This window comes from Nostoc sp. NMS7 (assembly GCF_017115085.1).
Taxonomy (GTDB): Bacteria; Cyanobacteriota; Cyanobacteriia; order Cyanobacteriales; family Nostocaceae; genus Nostoc.
Genome location: NZ_JABXKJ010000262.1, coordinates 1 through 16,487, shown reverse-complemented (window position 1 = coordinate 16,487; position 16,487 = coordinate 1). Strand labels below are relative to the sequence as shown.

Below are 16,487 nucleotides of genomic sequence, written 5' to 3'. Positions count from 1 at the left end.
ACAAGATTGGATAATTTATTTCTTGGAAATCCCTTATGTGATTAGGAAACGCTATATGTCTTCTGAAGAGGTCTTTGTCTTTCCAGCATCTTTTGCTCAACAGCGATTATGGTTTCTCGATCAGTTGATCCCCGGCAATGCTATTTACAATGTGCCGACAGTAATTCGCTTGACAGGTTCGCTGAAGTTAGCTGCACTAGAACAGACTTTTAACGAAATTGTGCGTCGCCATGAAACCTTACGCACTACATTTATTGTGTCGGATGGGCTACCCCTACAGGCGATTGCACCCAGCTTAATAATACCTCTTTCTGTATTACATCTCCAGCAATTATCAGCTGATGAACAAGAGGTTAAAATAAAGTGCATTGTAACCGCAGAGATAGAACATCCCTTCGATTTATCCTCCGGCCCATTGCTGCGAGTGAAGCTGCTTGTGCTTTCCGAGACAGAACATATTCTATTATTGAATATGCACCACATTATCTGTGATGATTGGTCTATGGGGGTACTGATTCGGGAACTGGGAACGCTGTACGCAGCTTTTGCACAAAACCAGCCTTCGCCTCTATTAGAACTGCCTCTTCAGTACGCCGATTTTGCTCACTGGCAGCGCGAGTGGCTGCAAGGAGAAGTACTCCAAACCCAGTTAGCTTACTGGCGGGAGCAATTAAAGGCTATTTCCATACTGCATTTGCCTACCGATAAACCAAGACCAGCTATACAAAGCTATCAAGGAGCAACACAATTTCTAGAGTTGCCGCTCAAGCTAATTGATGCACTAGAAAAGCTATCACAGCAAGAAGGTGTCACCTTATTTATGACGCTGCTGGCAGCATTTAAAACGTTACTTTACCGCTACACACACCAAGAAGATATTGCGCTAGGTTCGCCAATTGCTAACCGCAACCGCAGCGAAGTTGAAGGCATAATTGGTTTTTTTGTCAATAGTTTGGTGCTACGTAGCAACTTATCTGGAAACCCCACTTTTCGGGAACTACTAGGCAGAGTTCGGGAGGTAACGTTAGGAGCATACAGCCACCAAGATTTGCCGTTTGAAAAGTTAGTTGAAGAACTCCATCCAGAGCGGAACTTGAGCTACCATCAGCTATTTCAAGTAGTGTTTGGTTTCCAGAATGCGCCAATGTCAGCGCTAGAACTGCCTGGATTAGTACCTAGCTTTATGAATATTGACTTGAAAAAAACACGTTTTGATTTGGAACTGCATTTGTGGAAGTGTTCTGAGGATTTTAGGAGCTTACTGGGTGGAAACTGGGAGTATTCGGAAGGTCTCCGGGGGATAATGGTTTACAACACAGATTTGTTTGATAAAGCCACTATTAGCCGGATGCTGGAACATTTTAAAACTTTGTTGTCAGGCATTGTTACAAATCCCGAACAAGGAATTGCGAATTTACCGTTATTAAGTGAAGTGGAGCTACATCAGCTATTGGGAGAATGGAATCATACCCAAGCGGATTATCCTCAAGATAAGTGTATCCATCAATTGTTTGAAGAAAAGGTACAGCAGTATCCTAATTCTATAGCAGTAAACTTTGCTAACGAGCAACTGACTTATCAAGAGTTGAATATTCGCAGTAATAAACTAGCACAACACTTACAAAAAATCGGAGTAGCTTCAGAAGTTTTAGTGGGTATTTGTATTTCACAGTCTATAGAAATGATTATCGGCTTGTTGGGCATTCTGAAAGCAGGGGGAGTTTATGTTCCATTAGACCCCAGTTATCCTCAAGAACGCCTAAACTTTATGCTTGAAGATGCACAAGTTTCAGTATTATTGACACAAGAAAACTTGCTTCAGCATTTTGAAGGTTTCTCAAATCCAATTGTTTCTATAGATAAAGATTGGGAAATTATTGCTCAAGAAAAGGAAGAGGATCTCAACAGCGATTTAAATAGTGATAATTTAGCATATATTATTTACACCTCTGGTTCTACAGGAAAACCCAAGGGAGTTGCTGTACCTCACAAAGCTGTAAATCGGTTAGTGTGCAATACTAATTATATAAAATTGTCACCATTCGATAAAATCGCCCAAGCCTCAAATGTTTCTTTTGATGCCGCTACATTCGAGATTTGGGGAGCGCTACTTAACGGCGCTCAACTTGTGGGAATTAGTAAAGATGTCACCCTTTCGCCTCACGAATTTACCTTACAACTAGGAGAAAAAGGTATCAGCGTTCTGTTTTTGACTACCGCCTTGTTTCAACAGATTGCTAGAGATGTTCCGCAAGCTTTTGCAACCTTGAAATATTTACTATTCGGTGGCGAAACTGTTAATACAAGATGGATTAAAAAGATTCTTAAACATGGTGTGCCAAAGCATTTAATTCATGTTTACGGTCCTACAGAAAATACAACATTTTCCTCTTATTACTGCGTAGAAGAGTTACCATTAGCCGCATCTTTTCCTATTGGTCGTCCGATTACAAATACGCAAATCTATATATTAGATACCGATTTACAACTAGTGCCTATTGGCGTTACTGGCGAATTATATATTGGTGGTGAGGGATTGGCGAGAGAATATCTTAATCGCCCTGAATTAACTGCTAAACACTTTATTCCTCATCCTTTTAATAATAAACCAAAAACACGTCTTTATAAAACGGGTGATTTGGGTCGCTATTTACCAGATGGCAATATTGAATTTTTAGGTCGGATTGACAATCAAGTGAAAATTCGCGGCTTCCGCATTGAGTTGTCAGAGATTGAAGCGGTGTTGAGTCAACATCTAGCAGTGAGAGAAACTGTTGTTATTGCTGCTGAGGATGTACCTGATGATAAGTACTTGGTGGCTTATATTGTTCCTAACCTGGAACAGATGCCGACGCCAGATGTGCAAAGCTTTGCGTCCTTACTTCGTCAATTTCTCAAAGAAAAGTTACCAGAATACATGGTACCGAGAGCCTATATGTTACTGGAATCTCTACCTTTAACATTTAATGGCAAAGTTGATCACCGGGCTTTACCTATACCTGATACAATTACTTTGAATAATCAAGATTATGTGGCACCGCGATCGCAAGTCGAAGAGTTACTTGCCCAAATTTGGACTAAAGTCTTGGGAAAACAGCAAGTAGGCATTCACGACAATTTCTTTGAATTGGGCGGTCATTCTCTACTAGCGACTCAGCTAACTTCCCGCATCCGCGATACCTTCCAAATAGATTTGCCTGTACGCAATTTGTTTGAAGCACCGACTGTAGAACAACTTGCTAGGTACATTGACACAATGTGTTGGGCAGCAAAAGGTTTCGATAAAGTCGCAACTACTGGTCAGGAACGAGAAGACGTGGAATTTTGAGAACCCTTTGAGTCAGGGAATCATCATACCATTTATGCCATCCGGTATATGTGCGCGAGCCGCAGTAGCGATTAACTTAAGCATTAGGAAAATGCGCGAATTGGCTGGGTTTAAGTTAAAGGGAATAAATAAAAGCCCTTTGACTTGCTTTTTGATGGCATTTATCTACAGCCTCGCTGCCTGCGTTTTTCAGTTTTGGGAGTTTTTAACAAGCTCACTAAGCTGTTTTACTGCTGTCTTCAGGCAAAAATCTCTAGTAGAAATTAACCTGTATTAGGAAGTGGGCGATGCACATTGGATTTCTTAACCCTCAAGGCAATTTTGATTCAGCCAATAGTCACATAACGAAACACCCAGATTTTGGGGGTCAACTAATCTATGTTAAGCAAGTTGCCATAGCGATCGCTCAAATGGGTCATAAAGTTGATATTCTTACCCGTCAAATCATTGACCCGGAGTGGCCAGAGTTTGCCGAAGCAATTGACACTTATCCAGGGGTCGATAATGTCCGCATTATCCGCTTACCAGCAGGGCCAAAAGAATTTCTCTCTAAAGAATTTTTGTGGTCTCATCTGGTTACTGATTGGGTACCGAACATCTTGAAATTTTATCAACAGCAGGGTAGCTTACCCGATGCAATGACTGCCCACTACGCCGATGGGGGACTATGTGGCGTTCTAGTTGAAGACCAGATAGGCATACCTTTTACCTTTACTGCTCATTCTCTCGGCGCTCAAAAGATGGATCAACTGGAACTCACCCCAGAAAATCTCACCGAAATAGACGAGCAATTTAATTTCAGATATCGGATCTTAGCCGAACGCCTAAGCATGAATCGCTCGGCTGTTAATATCACCAGTACACGACAGGAACGCTTTGAACAGTACTCTCATCGAGTCTATGGTGGTGCAGTGGATGTGGAGAATGACAACTGTTTTGCAGTGATTCCACCGGGAGCAAATTTCTCGATTTTCGGTGCAAAGGCGCGTTCGGAAAACGAGGAGGCTACCTACCAACTCGTTCAGGAACGATTGGCACGGGACATTGCAGAACCACGTCGAGATTTGCCCGTCATCATAGCATCCAGTCGATTAGAGCTTAAAAAAAACGTATTAGGGCTGGTGCAAGCCTTCGCAATGAGTCCAACACTTCAGGAACGAGCTAACTTGGTGCTACTTACAGGGGGGCTGGACGATCCTTTACGAGAGCAAACTAGCGACGACACGACTGAAGAGGTATTAGCCCCGATTCGGGAGGTCGTTGAAGAAAACGACTTGTGGGGCAAAATCAGTGCATTTGGCTTGTCAGATCAGTCTCAAGAGTCACTGGCAGCAGCCTATCGGTTTATGGTTAAACGCCGCTCGGTGTTCGCGCTAACCGCACTCTACGAACCCTTTGGGCTTGCTCCCTTAGAAGCGGCAGTTGCAGGTTTGCCAGTAGTAGCAACCCAGAACGGTGGCCCCAGCGAGAGCTTGCGACAGGGAAATAAGGAATATGGCGTGCTTGTTGACCCAGAAGATCCTGCTGATATTGTTCGGGGCTTAGAGCGGGTGCTATGCGATGCTCACGAGTGGGAGTATTTTGCCCAAGCTGGTCAGCAACGGGTGTTGAAGACGTACACTTGGGAATCTACTGCTGAAAACTACCTGACTTTGCTTGAGCAAATTCTGTCTTCACCGGAAACCCGCGATCGCGCTGAACTCCTTCCCATCCATCCCTATTTCTGTAATCCAGAATTGCAGACCGATGTTTCTTTGGAAGAATTAAGCGACCTCTACTTTAGAACTAATCAAAAGGTAGTGAAGAAGGCGGATTAGATAAAGTTACCAACCCTGGCGACTAGAAGTCGCGGCTACACAGACAAAACCCACCTCCGTGGGTTAAAACCCTTGATTTTGTATTAGTCCACGGAGGTGGACTTTGCTTGTGTAGTAGCGAATTCTATTCGCACAATACTTTTTAAACATCCTCTTAAAGCGGAAGTTGCTACAGACTGCGCGAAATACCGAAACCTCAAAGCGGAAGTTGCTACAGACTGCGCGAAACACGGAAACGTCAAGGCGGAAGTTCTTACAAGAAAGGCGGAAGTTGCTACAGACTGCGCGAAACACGGAAACGTTAAAGCAGAAGTTCCTACAGACTGCGCGAAACACGGAAACGTTAAGGCGGAAGTTCTTACAGGGAAAGCGGGAGTTGCTACAGACTGCGCGAAACACGGAAACGTCAAGGCGGAAGTTCTTACTCTTAAAGCAGAAGTTGCTACAGGCTGCGCGAAACACGGAAACGTTAACCCTGGAGCAATATTTTTTGATGGATGCTAAATGTGGAATTCAGGCAACTAGTTATAAGCAGCTAGCAGAAAAGGCGCTGACTGCTTCGGAAAACTGCTGATTTTGTTCCATTAATGCCATGTGTCCACCTGGTTTGAGGGTGACTCTTTGAGAGTAAGGCAATTCTGCTTTCATGCGATCGCTGGCAACAGGTTTAGTTGCGATATCTGAATTGCCGCAAACAACCAACACAGGTACGTTAATAGTTGCAAGTGTTTCTGTTTCATCAAAGTTCAACATTCCCAGTGTGCCACGCGCCAGAACCCCAGGCGAACCCAATGCTGATAATAGACCGGCAAAACTTAGTTGACCCCGTGTTTCAGTACCCGTAAATCCAGATAGTTCGACGGTGATGTACAATGAACCATTCAAATAGGAGAGCCAAGTCATCAACCAAAAAATCGGCCACAGCACGGTAGTCAGGTACAAGACAGGTTCGAGTAGCGGTTTCTGTAATTTTCGTACCAGATTGCTAAAGATACAAGTTTTTACCGGATTAGTGTAAGTAGTATCTACAAGAATTAAGCCAGCCACCCGACTCCCTAATTGCTCTGGAAATAGGCGACAGAATGTCAGGTTAATCATTCCACCCATGCTGTGTCCTACCAGAATAACAGGTTTATCCCCTGCAATCGCAACCACAGCTTCCAAGTCACGGGCATATTTTTCTATAGAGTGATCATTGTTTTTCGGTTTAGTGGATTTTCCTAGCCCTGGTAGATCCCAAACAATTACTCGGAAGCGATCGCTCAGTTGTCGCTTGGCATAATACCATATAGTACTGTTCGGTCCCCAACCGTGTGAAAGGATAATCGGTTGACCATCCTCCGGCCCAAAAAACTCTATTTGCAGTACACTACCATCCGGTCGTGGCAAACGCTCCACGGTTTTGCTACGCATAAACTTAGGTTCATCGCCTCCAGGACGGCGCAGCAGTGGCAAACTGATAAAACGACCCCCAACAGACCACAGAACCATTACTAGCCCAGCCACTAAGTAAAATGTTCCTACAAGTTCTCGTTCGTACCACTCATAGAGAATGTAGCCCCCCCCGCCAATTACCGCAATCGACAGCAGTTGAACCAGCCATATAAACAGAAAATTATGAGGCATGAATATCATGAGCCTAAACCTTGCGATACCTTGTTAACTGCGTTGTCTTTTAGCTTCATATCATAGTTATAATCATCTAAGTTTCATTCCCAAGAATGATTTATACAGTCTTATAAGTGTGATAAAAATGCTGAGTTAGCTAATAAGCAGTGCAGCTTGGCGCAAATAAACCACGTCTATCTTGAAATCTGTAGTTCTGGATTTGCCCTCATCCCCCAGCCCCTTCTCCCAGATTTGGGAGAAAAGGGGAGCCAGAATTTCAAAGTCCCTCTCCCAGATTTGGGAGAGGGATTTAGGGTGAGGGCGAAAACTACGCTTATAAACTTAGATGAAGTTTAACTATCCAGTTACAAAACGTTAAAAAGCTGGTGTTGCTGAATCAAGGGATGATTCTTGTGGGGTGGGCATCTTGCCCGCCCCAAAATACAAGGGACGGGCAAGATGCCCATCCCACAAAACTAGCAAAATCATCCCGCAAATATGCAACGCCAAAAAGCTTATTAAACAATCTCAAATCTAAAATCCTTGCATTGAGTGCCTGCTGCCTTGTATTAAGTAATAACAGTTGCGAAGGGGTGTAATTTTGAATACGGTTAAGTTTTTATCTTATCTTCGCAGCTTAGATATTCAAGTTTTTGTCGATGGTGAAAAGTTTCGCTGTAACGCCCCGGAAGGAACTCTTACAGCAGAACTGCGTGCAGAAATTCAAGAGCGTAAAGCAGAAATTATTGAATTTTTAGAAGTAACTAATCGTACTAATAACCACAGCTTTAGACCTCTAGTACCTATTTCTCGGTCAGCAAATCTTCCCCTTTCTTTTGCTCAACAAAGGCTATGGTTTCTTGACCAATTAATCCCAAATAATCCTTTCTATAACATTCCACTTGCATTACATTTAACCGGTTCGCTAAATAAAGCCGCGCTAGAGCAAACTTTTAACGAAATTGTGCGACGACATGAAGCTTTACGTACCACTGTTGTCATGCAGTCAGGACAACCAGTTCAGGTGATTAATCCAACGCTAACTATTACTTTACCAGTAATAGATTTACGGCAACTCTCACAAGCCGAACGAGAAATACAAGCACGACGACTCACTACCCAAGAAGCTCAACGTCCTTTCAATTTATCAACTGATTCGTTGCTGCAACTAAAACTGCTGTGGTTGGATGAGACAGAATACATCCTGCTGCTGACTATGCACCATATTGTCTCTGATGGTTGGTCTATTGGGGTGTTGATTCAAGAGATAGCAGCACTTTACACAGCTTTTTCCAGTAATCAGCCTTCTCCTCTACCGGAACTTAGAATCCAATATGCAGACTTTGCATACTGGCAACGCCAATGGTTGCAAGGGGAAGTATTAGAAAAGCAACTGAATTACTGGCAGAAGCAATTAGACGGCATTTCGATGCTAAATCTGCCAACCGACAGACCAAGACTAGCTGCTCAAAGTTACCAAGGTGCAAGGCAATCTCTGCAATTATCAAAAAGTTTGAGCGAAGCACTTTTAGCTCTCGGACAGCAAGAAGGGGTAACTTTATTTATCACCCTACTAGCAGCATTCCAAATTTTACTTTACCGCTATACACAACAAGAAGATATTACTATTGGTTCACCTATTGCCAATCGTAACCGGAGTGAAATTGAGGGATTAATTGGTTTTTTTGTCAATAGCTTAGTATTGCGTACTCAACTAAGTGGAAACCCAACTTTTCGGGAATTATTGAATCGAGTCAAAGAAGTAGCTTTAGGAGCTTATGCTCATCAAGATTTACCTTTTGAAAAGCTGGTAGAAGAACTGCATCCAGAGCGGAATTTAAATCAAAATCCGCTATTTCAAGTTGTTTTTGCGCTCCAAAATGCGCCGATGTCAGCCTTAGAGTTACCTGATTTAACTTTAAGTCCGCTACCATTTGAAACGGAAACAACGCGCTTTGATTTGGAGTTGCACTTGTGGGAGCCAAATATTCAAAATGGGTTATGGGCAGATAGCTCAGAAGGAATTAGTGGTTTTGTAATTTACAGCACTGATTTATTTGATGATGCTACCATCACGCGGATGCTAGGACACTTTCAAATATTACTGTCAGGTATAGTTGCAAATCCAGAACAGCGAATTGCCCAATTACCGCTTTTAAGCGAATCTGAGTTACATAATTTACTAGTTAAATACAATAATACTCAGTTAGATTATCCTCAAGATAAGTATATCCATCAGTTATTTGAGAGCGTTGTAGAGCAGAATACTGATGCAACTGCGTTAGTATTTGGTGATGAGGAACTCAGCTACAAAGAGTTAAATATACGTAGCAATAAACTTGCACATTATCTAAAAAAATTAGGAGTTGAAGCGGAAGTTTTAGTAGGACTTTGTGTAGAACGGTCTTTTGATATGGTAATCGGGATGTTGGGCATTCTGAAAGCAGGTGGAGCTTATGTACCTTTAGATCCGAGCTATCCATCTGAACGTTTAAACTTTATGCTTGAAGATGCTCAAGTCTCAGTTTTATTAACTCAGGAGCGATGGCTTGAACTTCTGAAAAACTATAATTTACAAATAATCTGTATAGATAAAGATTGGGAAGTTATTGCTGAAGAACTTGAAGATAATCTGACCAGCCAAGCTAAAGTAGATAACCTTGCTTATGTTATTTATACCTCTGGCTCAACTGGAAAACCTAAAGGGGTTAAAATTGAACATAGAGGATTGTTAAATCTAGTTTTTTGGTATCAAAAAGCGTTTCCAATTTCACCTCTTGACCGAGCAACGCAGATTTGTGGAGTTGGCTTTGACGCTTGTGGTTGGGAAATTTGGCCTTATCTGAGTGTTGGGGCAAGCATTTATTTTGTAGATGATGAAATCAGGCAAATACCTGAGCATCTACGAGATTGGCTAATATTAAAAGCGATAACAATTACTTTGTTACCAACTCCTTTAGCAGAGAAAATTCTCCGATTAGATTTTCCTAAAAACGCAGCTTTACGAATATTACTCACAGGTGGCGATAGACTAAATCAATATCCTTTAGCTGACCATCCTTTCCAGTTAGTTAACAATTATGGGCCAACTGAGAACACGGTTGTGACAACTTCTGGTCAGATTTCTGTTAAGAATAAAGATAATTTAGCACCTCTAATTGGTCGTGCGATCGCTAATACACAAGTTTACATATTAGATCAACATTTACAACCTGTACCCATCGGTGTATCAGGAGAGTTGTACATAAGTGGTGATGGATTGGCGCGAGGTTATTTAAACCGTCCTGAATTAACTGCTGAATGCTTCATTGAGCATTTTTTTACTAATAAGTTAAAAGCACGACTTTATAAAACAGGTGATTTAGTTCGCTATCGAGCCGACGGCAACATTGAATTTTTAGGTCGCCTTGACGAGCAGGTAAAAATTCGCGGCTATCGCATTGAGTTGGGAGAAATTGAAGCGGTACTAAGTCAGCATCCAGCAGTGCAGGAAACTGTAGTAATAAGTCGTGAGGATAAAGGGGAAAAGCGCCTAGTAGCTTATGTAGTAGCAAAAACCGAATACAGCAGCGAGCAGGAGAATATGCAATTAATCCAATTGCAGAATGAGCAAGTTTTGCAATGGCAAATGCTCTATAACGAAACTTATAATCAACCTGCTGATTCCGATCCAAAATTGAATATTGTCGGCTGGAATAGTAGTTACACAAATCAGCCTATTCCCGCAGAACAGATGCGTGAGTGGGTGGATAACCAAGTCGAGCAAATTTTGGCTTTGCAACCCAAACGAGTATTAGAAATTGGTTGTGGAACAGGTTTGATTTTGTTTAGAGTTGCACCTGACTGCACAAAATATTGTGCAACAGACTTTTCCCCAGTTTCACTTGACTACATTCAGCAGCAACTACAAAGGCCAGAAATGCCGCAGGTAACGCTATATCAGCAAATGGCTACTGACTTCGAGAAAATAGAAACAGCAGCTTTTGATGTAATCATTCTGAATTCGGTTGTACAATATTTCCCTACTATTGATTATCTAATTCGTGTATTAGAAGGTGCTGTGCAAGCAACTGCTCCGGGTGGCTTTATCTTCATCGGAGATGTGCGTAGTTTGCCACTATTGCAAGCTTTCCATGCGTCAGTGCAACTCTATCAAGCTGAAGCTTCCCTTACCCGGTTAGAGTTGCAGCAACGGCTACAAATGCAAATATTTCAAGAGACAGAATTAGTCATTGATCCAGCTTTTTTTACTGCAATCAAGCAACGCTTTCCGCAGATTAATCATGTAGAAATTCAACTGATGCGGGGTAAATATCACAATGAGTTAACTGACTTTCGTTACAATGTGATTCTTCAGATTAGTGGCGAAACTCTTAATAATCCTAGAAATTATTCAGTGCTGAACTGGGCTGAAGATAATCTCACAGTCTCAGCAGTGCGTCAGTTATTAATTGAGAATCAACCAGAAATATTAAGGATTATTAATGTACCTAATGCGCGGGTGATATCAGCAGTTAAAACAGCAGAATGGCTATCACACGTAGAAGGTTTTAAAACTGTAGGTCAAATACGTAAAGCTTTGCAAGAACTCAAAAATTTTGGAGTAGACCCAGAAGATTTTTATGGGCTGAATCTAGCTTATAAAGTTAATATTAGCTGGTCAAATTCAAGTATTGAAGGACATTATGATGTGGTTTTTGTCCGGCAAGATAGATTAGATAAGAGAAGTATTATTCCAGATAGCACACCTCACCCTCGCCCCTGGCAATCTTACGCCAATAATCCCCTACAAGCCAAAGCAGCGCGTAAGTTAGTGCCGCAGTTACAGACTTACATAGTACAAAAACTGCCTGAGTACATGATGCCATCAGCTTTTGTGGTATTGGAGTCTTTACCCCTAACAGCGAATGGTAAAGTCAATCGCCGCACCTTAAAAGCATTCCATGATGCAATCAAGCCCCAATTGCCTGAAAATTACATTGCACCTCGGACTCCGGTTGAACAAGTGCTGGTAAAAATTTTTGCTGAGGTTTTAGGACTTAAGCGCGTAGGAATTTATGACAATTTCTTTGAATTAGGCGGTCATTCATTACTGGCAACTCAGCTTGTCTCTAGAGTGCGCGACGCCTTATGTGTGGAGTTACCTTTGCGTAGCGTATTTGAAGCATCGACAATTGCACAACTATCGAAAGTGGTGGAAAGCTTTAAAGAAAGCAATCCTCAAAGTCAAGCCCCAGTTTTAGTACCACTATCGCGTGAAAGTCGGCGGATTAAGTTATCTTCCTTAAACGCTTTGGATAATAAATCTCTTGCGAAAATACTTGAACCGCCTAGTAATGAATTACTAGGCTAATAGCGAAAGTCATCTAAAGATGACTGAGAAAAGATTTCAGTCCATTGAAATGGACTTTCGCTATATATGGCTGTGGCTTTGATGTTTGCAGTGCAATCAGTGGATTTCCGTACATACACTGTTATAAACCCCTGCAAAAAGTTTTAAATAATCTATTGATGCTCAACCAGGACAAGCGATTGTCATAAAGATTTTTGGAAATGGTATGAGATAATTAAAGCAAATTATTAAATTCAGAAAAATGTCATTAACTATATCTGCCGTACCTCAAGGTTTTAGTGCGTTTATTACTAATTTAGGAATACGAGATACAACTGATGATTTTGTATTTATTAAATCATCGGTTCCTTGTGTTGCTGATGGAGTCTTCACTCAAAGTCTTTTTGCTGGGCCAAGTGTTACTATTAGCCGTGATCACTTAAAAGATTCACAAGCACAAGGAATTGTCGTTATATCTAAGAATGCAAATGTAGCTAATGGTTCTGTTGGCATCGCTGATGCCGAAGAGGTTCTGCAATTAGTTGCAACTGAAACTGGAATTCCTGCACATAATATTGTCATAGCTTCTACAGGTGTAATTGGTAGACGTTACCCGATTGAAAAAATCCGGGCAGGTTTATTAGGATTGGGGAAAAAATTCACTGATGCTGATTTTAATGCCGCAGCCCGTGCTATTATGACCACCGATACAGTACCGAAACTAGCTATACGGCAAATAGGAAATTCCAAGCTGGTAGGAATTGCCAAAGGTGTCGGCATGATTGAGCCTAATATGGCTACCCTTCTAACTTTCTTTTTTACTGACGCTGCAATTTCTGCAAATAGCCTTCGTACTATTTTTCGCTCTACTATAGATAAAACCTTTAACTGCTTGAGTGTAGACACTGACACTTCTACTAGTGACTCCGCCGTGATTCTAGCTAATGGAATAGCCGGTGAAGTTTCCGAACCAGATTTTGCTAGTGCATTGCAAGAAGTTGCACAAGAATTGGTGCTGAAAATTGCCCGAGATGCAGAAGGTGCCACCAAAATTATTCAGGTAACTGTAGATTCAGCTATTAACTATGCACAAGCTAAAAAAGTAGCTAAAGCAATTGTGAATTCACCATTAGTAAAAACCGCCGTCTATGGAGCAGATCCGAATTGGGGACGAGTTGCTATGGCTATAGGCAAATGTGAAAATGAACACCAGATAAATCCAGATCGAGTTGTTATCAGTTTTGATAACGTGAAAGTTTATCCTAATAGCTTAACTGATGAAAATCTGCAACAGTTGCGGCAAATTATGTCCAAAGAGCAAGTAGATATCCATGTTAGCCTCAATATTGGTGAAGCTTCTGCAACTGTATGGGGTTGCGATCTTTCAGAGGGTTATATAGAAATTAATGGCAAATACTCAACTTGATAATAACGCGTAGTCAGGGCTGAAGTCTTTAGGGATTTCCTAGAAACAAATTACTACTACTTGTGGGGTGGGCATCTTGCCCACCCCACAATAAATGGTTACATATTTTTTTGTTTGCAAGTCCCTTACTACCAGCCAAGCCAGTAGGGAGAGTAACTTTGGCGTCAGCCAAAAGTGGGCTTAGGTGCTTTATCTTATGGGCAATTCCACGGACATCATATTAGTCTTCATCTAGAGATGGATAATTAGCGCAGGTACATCAATAGCCAAAAGTAAACTCCCACTTACCAATTGCTTTGTAAAAAAAGTTGACAGGGGTAGTTAACTTGTAATATAGTATATTACATAAGAAATGAGTTAGATTAAAAAGACTTCCTAGCTAGTACAGCACGGTGGAAATAAAATTACCATTTGTACGCAGTTAGTTTAATTTACGAGAAAACTTTTTCAAAATCTCCTACTTCACCCAAAATAACTCGATTAACGCTGCATAACTAACAAATATGGATTTTGACTATTTTAGAAGCAATGAAGGCACTCCTACAAATAATAGCCGGCAAAGCTTGCTTGCTAGCGGTTGGCGACCGTTTAACCGAGAATTAGACTGGGGGTTTTTGTGGCAACTGTTGGCTAATGACTCCCGCGAATTAACTCAAAAAAGTTTTAATTTAGTGAGTAATGTTGCTGATGTTTTGGGACGAAATAATTATGCTTGGTGGGCAAATTTATTAAATGTTGTATCTGATAATACGCGCTACGAAGTTGAAAAGTTTTGGAATTACATCACGCCAGATCCTCAATCACCAAATCATCTCTACAAAGATATTTTGAGTACGGAAACGCCCATCGTCCAATTTGTCAGTCGTAGTAGCATTCCCATTGATTATGTTCTTAACCGACTGCAAGAAATTACTGTCCTGCGAGTTTTAGCTGTGTTGGGTAGTCCCGATATTATTACCCAGTATTACTCAGAAAGAGATTTTTATTTTCCGATAAACAAATTTATTAACTGGGAACGCTTAGACGTTCTCAATACTGTTTATGCTTACTGGTCGAAATCTGACGTTTGGTTGCAAATTGACCCCTACGATCGCGGGCGACGACAATATACTTTAATGGCGAAAAATCTCGTGCCACTAATTAACAAAGCGACTTACGACTTAGCAGTTATGTTGAGTGGATATCAAAGTCGTGTAGGCAAAATTCACAGTCAATTTCCCATTCGCACATTTCCCGCAGATATCCAAAACTTTACTGATTCTGTACAGCAAGCGATTCTTAATCAAAACCAGTTAGCAGTTGTTATACATGGGCAACCAGGTACAGGTAAAACAGTCTGGACACAGGCAGTAGCAAAAGAAATTCTTCTACCTTTAGGGTATGTAATTTTTATTTTAGATCATGATGCGATCGCTAATTTTGTCCCACCGACTTACATAGAGCGTATTTGTATCGTGATTAACGAAGCTGATAATCTAGCGCAAAATCGTGCTTCTGAGGTAGCACAATACAATAACAAAACCGAACACATTCTGAGTTTACTGGATGGCACTTTGTATCAGAGTGTAATTGATGACTCTGGTATTCAGATCCAGCAACGGTTAGTTGTTTTGATGACTTGCAACACTACTGAAAGATTAGATCCAGCCATGTTACGTAAAGGCAGAGTGGATTTAATGTATGAGTTTACGCAACTGTTTGTGTAATATCAATCTGTAGCAACACGCCGTAGGAGTGTACATCTGTGCATTGGGGTTATATGCTTTCTCAAGTTGTAGTTTTGCGAGAACAAATGAGCAGCACAACTATTGATAGCCAACGCTTAAAAAACTAGGATGAAAGTTTATCGATTTCAAAATGCTACTCAATTTTATGCAACGGTGAAAGACTACTTGCTGAATCAGGAAGCACTGCATAACCTGCTGTTGGGAATTAGCCATGCCTTGATTGAAAATCCCGAACGCTTTGACGAAAAGCCTTATTTGGCAACAGTGGAGGCAAATGGAGATATTGTGGCTGTAGCCATGAGAACACCACCTAGACTATTACTGCTCTCACAGATTAAAGATTTCAAAGCAGTGGAGGTACTCGCCCAAGATTTATCTATCTGCTACCAATCACTACCAGGAGTAAATGCTCCCACAGATGAGGCGCAAGCCTTTACTCTGGCGTGGCATTCCCTGACTGGTCAATCCTACCAGTTGAAAGTAGCCTTGCGTGTCTTTCAACTAAAAAAGCTACAGCCGATTTCTCAAATCACAGGTTATTTACGTCTAGCTACGGAGGATGATCAAGAACTTCTTAAAAATTGGTATGAAGCCTTTTCGTTAGAAGCTTTGGGCAGTATTGAGTCGGATACAGAACACTGGGTTAAACGAGTTTTGCAGCAAGGTACTGCTTACCTTTGGCAGGATGAAGTACCGGTTTCAATAGCTTGTGATGTTGGAATCACGCCTAATGGTGCGCGGATTAGTATAGTTTACACACCGCCAGAGTATCGGCGGAAGGGCTACGCCTGTGCTTGCGTGGCAGCGTTAAGTCAAACTTTATTGAACCAGGGAAATCGATACTGCTTTTTATTTACCGATTTGGCAAACCCAACATCCAATCATATATACCAGGAAATTGGCTACCAGCCAGTAGGCGATTGGGATAATTACTCATTCGTCTGAGAATAAAGAGTAAGAATCTTTAAATAATTTGTAATACTTCTCTACGAGAGGCTACACCAACGGCTGCGCTACTTCGACGCCGCTCAGTACAAGTCAGTACAAGTTCGTAATTCGTAATTAAGTAATGCATAGGGGATTTAGATTTAGACATCAAAACTTCCTGCCTGTCTTCCTGGGGAATTAAATAGGGAAGGGGGGAAAATTCAAAGCCTTTCCCCTTGTAGAGCTACGTGTACACACAAGTCATTCGTGCGATTCGTTGATTAGTGAATCACGGTAATCAGTCCGTAAATAACTAATCCAG

General features: G+C 41.5%; 9 protein-coding genes. 7 read left to right on the top strand and 2 right to left on the bottom strand.

Annotation, left to right across the window (positions count from 1 at the left end):
- Nucleotides 1-55: 55 nt before the first annotated feature.
- The 3 genes from HWQ38_RS38160 to HWQ38_RS38150 all read left to right on the top strand — a co-directional run bounded on the left by HWQ38_RS38160 (nucleotide 56) and on the right by HWQ38_RS38150 (nucleotide 5,649).
- Nucleotides 56-3,328 carry an amino acid adenylation domain-containing protein gene (locus tag HWQ38_RS38160; protein WP_292805032.1) on the top strand — a complete coding sequence of 1,091 codons (3,273 nt, stop codon included), beginning with the start codon at nucleotides 56-58 and terminating at the stop codon, nucleotides 3,326-3,328.
- Between the two features lie 287 nt (nucleotides 3,329-3,615).
- The gene (locus HWQ38_RS38155) at nucleotides 3,616-5,145 is read left to right on the top strand and encodes a glycosyltransferase (RefSeq protein WP_292805029.1); all 1,530 of its coding nucleotides are present in this window, start codon (nucleotides 3,616-3,618) and stop codon (nucleotides 5,143-5,145) included.
- 96 nt (nucleotides 5,146-5,241) lie between these two features.
- On the top strand, nucleotides 5,242-5,649 hold the full coding sequence (locus HWQ38_RS38150; protein WP_292805026.1) for a hypothetical protein: 408 nt from the start codon (nucleotides 5,242-5,244) through the stop codon (nucleotides 5,647-5,649).
- Nucleotides 5,650-5,670: 21 nt separating this feature from the next.
- On the opposite strand, the gene HWQ38_RS38145 is transcribed toward HWQ38_RS38150, so the two are convergent.
- Nucleotides 5,671-6,771 carry an alpha/beta hydrolase gene (locus tag HWQ38_RS38145; protein WP_292805023.1) on the bottom strand — a complete coding sequence of 367 codons (1,101 nt, stop codon included), beginning with the start codon at nucleotides 6,769-6,771 and terminating at the stop codon, nucleotides 5,671-5,673.
- A gap of 583 nt (nucleotides 6,772-7,354) precedes the next feature.
- Between HWQ38_RS38145 and HWQ38_RS38140 the strand changes: the two genes are divergently transcribed.
- From HWQ38_RS38140 to HWQ38_RS38125, 4 genes are all read left to right on the top strand, one after another.
- Nucleotides 7,355-12,106: a non-ribosomal peptide synthetase gene (locus HWQ38_RS38140; RefSeq protein WP_292805020.1), complete on the top strand. Its 4,752-nt coding sequence runs from the start codon at nucleotides 7,355-7,357 to the stop codon at nucleotides 12,104-12,106.
- A 241-nt stretch (nucleotides 12,107-12,347) separates the two neighbouring features.
- Nucleotides 12,348-13,511, top strand: a complete 1,164-nt coding sequence (gene argJ, locus HWQ38_RS38135; protein WP_292805017.1) for a bifunctional glutamate N-acetyltransferase/amino-acid acetyltransferase ArgJ — start codon at nucleotides 12,348-12,350, stop codon at nucleotides 13,509-13,511.
- 503 nt (nucleotides 13,512-14,014) lie between these two features.
- On the top strand, nucleotides 14,015-15,217 hold the full coding sequence (locus HWQ38_RS38130) for an AAA family ATPase (protein ID WP_292805014.1): 1,203 nt from the start codon (nucleotides 14,015-14,017) through the stop codon (nucleotides 15,215-15,217).
- A 129-nt stretch (nucleotides 15,218-15,346) separates the two neighbouring features.
- Nucleotides 15,347-16,183, top strand: a complete 837-nt coding sequence (locus tag HWQ38_RS38125) for a GNAT family N-acetyltransferase (RefSeq protein WP_292805011.1) — start codon at nucleotides 15,347-15,349, stop codon at nucleotides 16,181-16,183.
- 19 nt (nucleotides 16,184-16,202) lie between these two features.
- Here the strand turns inward: HWQ38_RS38125 and HWQ38_RS38120 are convergent, their stop codons facing one another.
- Entirely contained in the window at nucleotides 16,203-16,334 is a 132-nt protein-coding gene (locus tag HWQ38_RS38120) for a hypothetical protein (RefSeq protein WP_292805008.1), read from the bottom strand.
- Nucleotides 16,335-16,487 lie beyond the last annotated feature (153 nt).

Coding starts and splice junctions, on each gene's coding strand:
- HWQ38_RS38160 (WP_292805032.1), top strand. CDS start 56: ATGTCTTCTGAAGAGGTCTTTGTCTTTCCAGCATCTTTTGCTCAACAG.
- HWQ38_RS38155 (WP_292805029.1), top strand. CDS start 3,616: ATGCACATTGGATTTCTTAACCCTCAAGGCAATTTTGATTCAGCCAAT.
- HWQ38_RS38145 (WP_292805023.1), bottom strand. CDS start 6,771: ATGCCTCATAATTTTCTGTTTATATGGCTGGTTCAACTGCTGTCGATT.
- argJ (WP_292805017.1), top strand. CDS start 12,348: ATGTCATTAACTATATCTGCCGTACCTCAAGGTTTTAGTGCGTTTATT.
- HWQ38_RS38130 (WP_292805014.1), top strand. CDS start 14,015: ATGGATTTTGACTATTTTAGAAGCAATGAAGGCACTCCTACAAATAAT.
- HWQ38_RS38125 (WP_292805011.1), top strand. CDS start 15,347: ATGAAAGTTTATCGATTTCAAAATGCTACTCAATTTTATGCAACGGTG.
- HWQ38_RS38120 (WP_292805008.1), bottom strand. CDS start 16,334: ATGTCTAAATCTAAATCCCCTATGCATTACTTAATTACGAATTACGAA.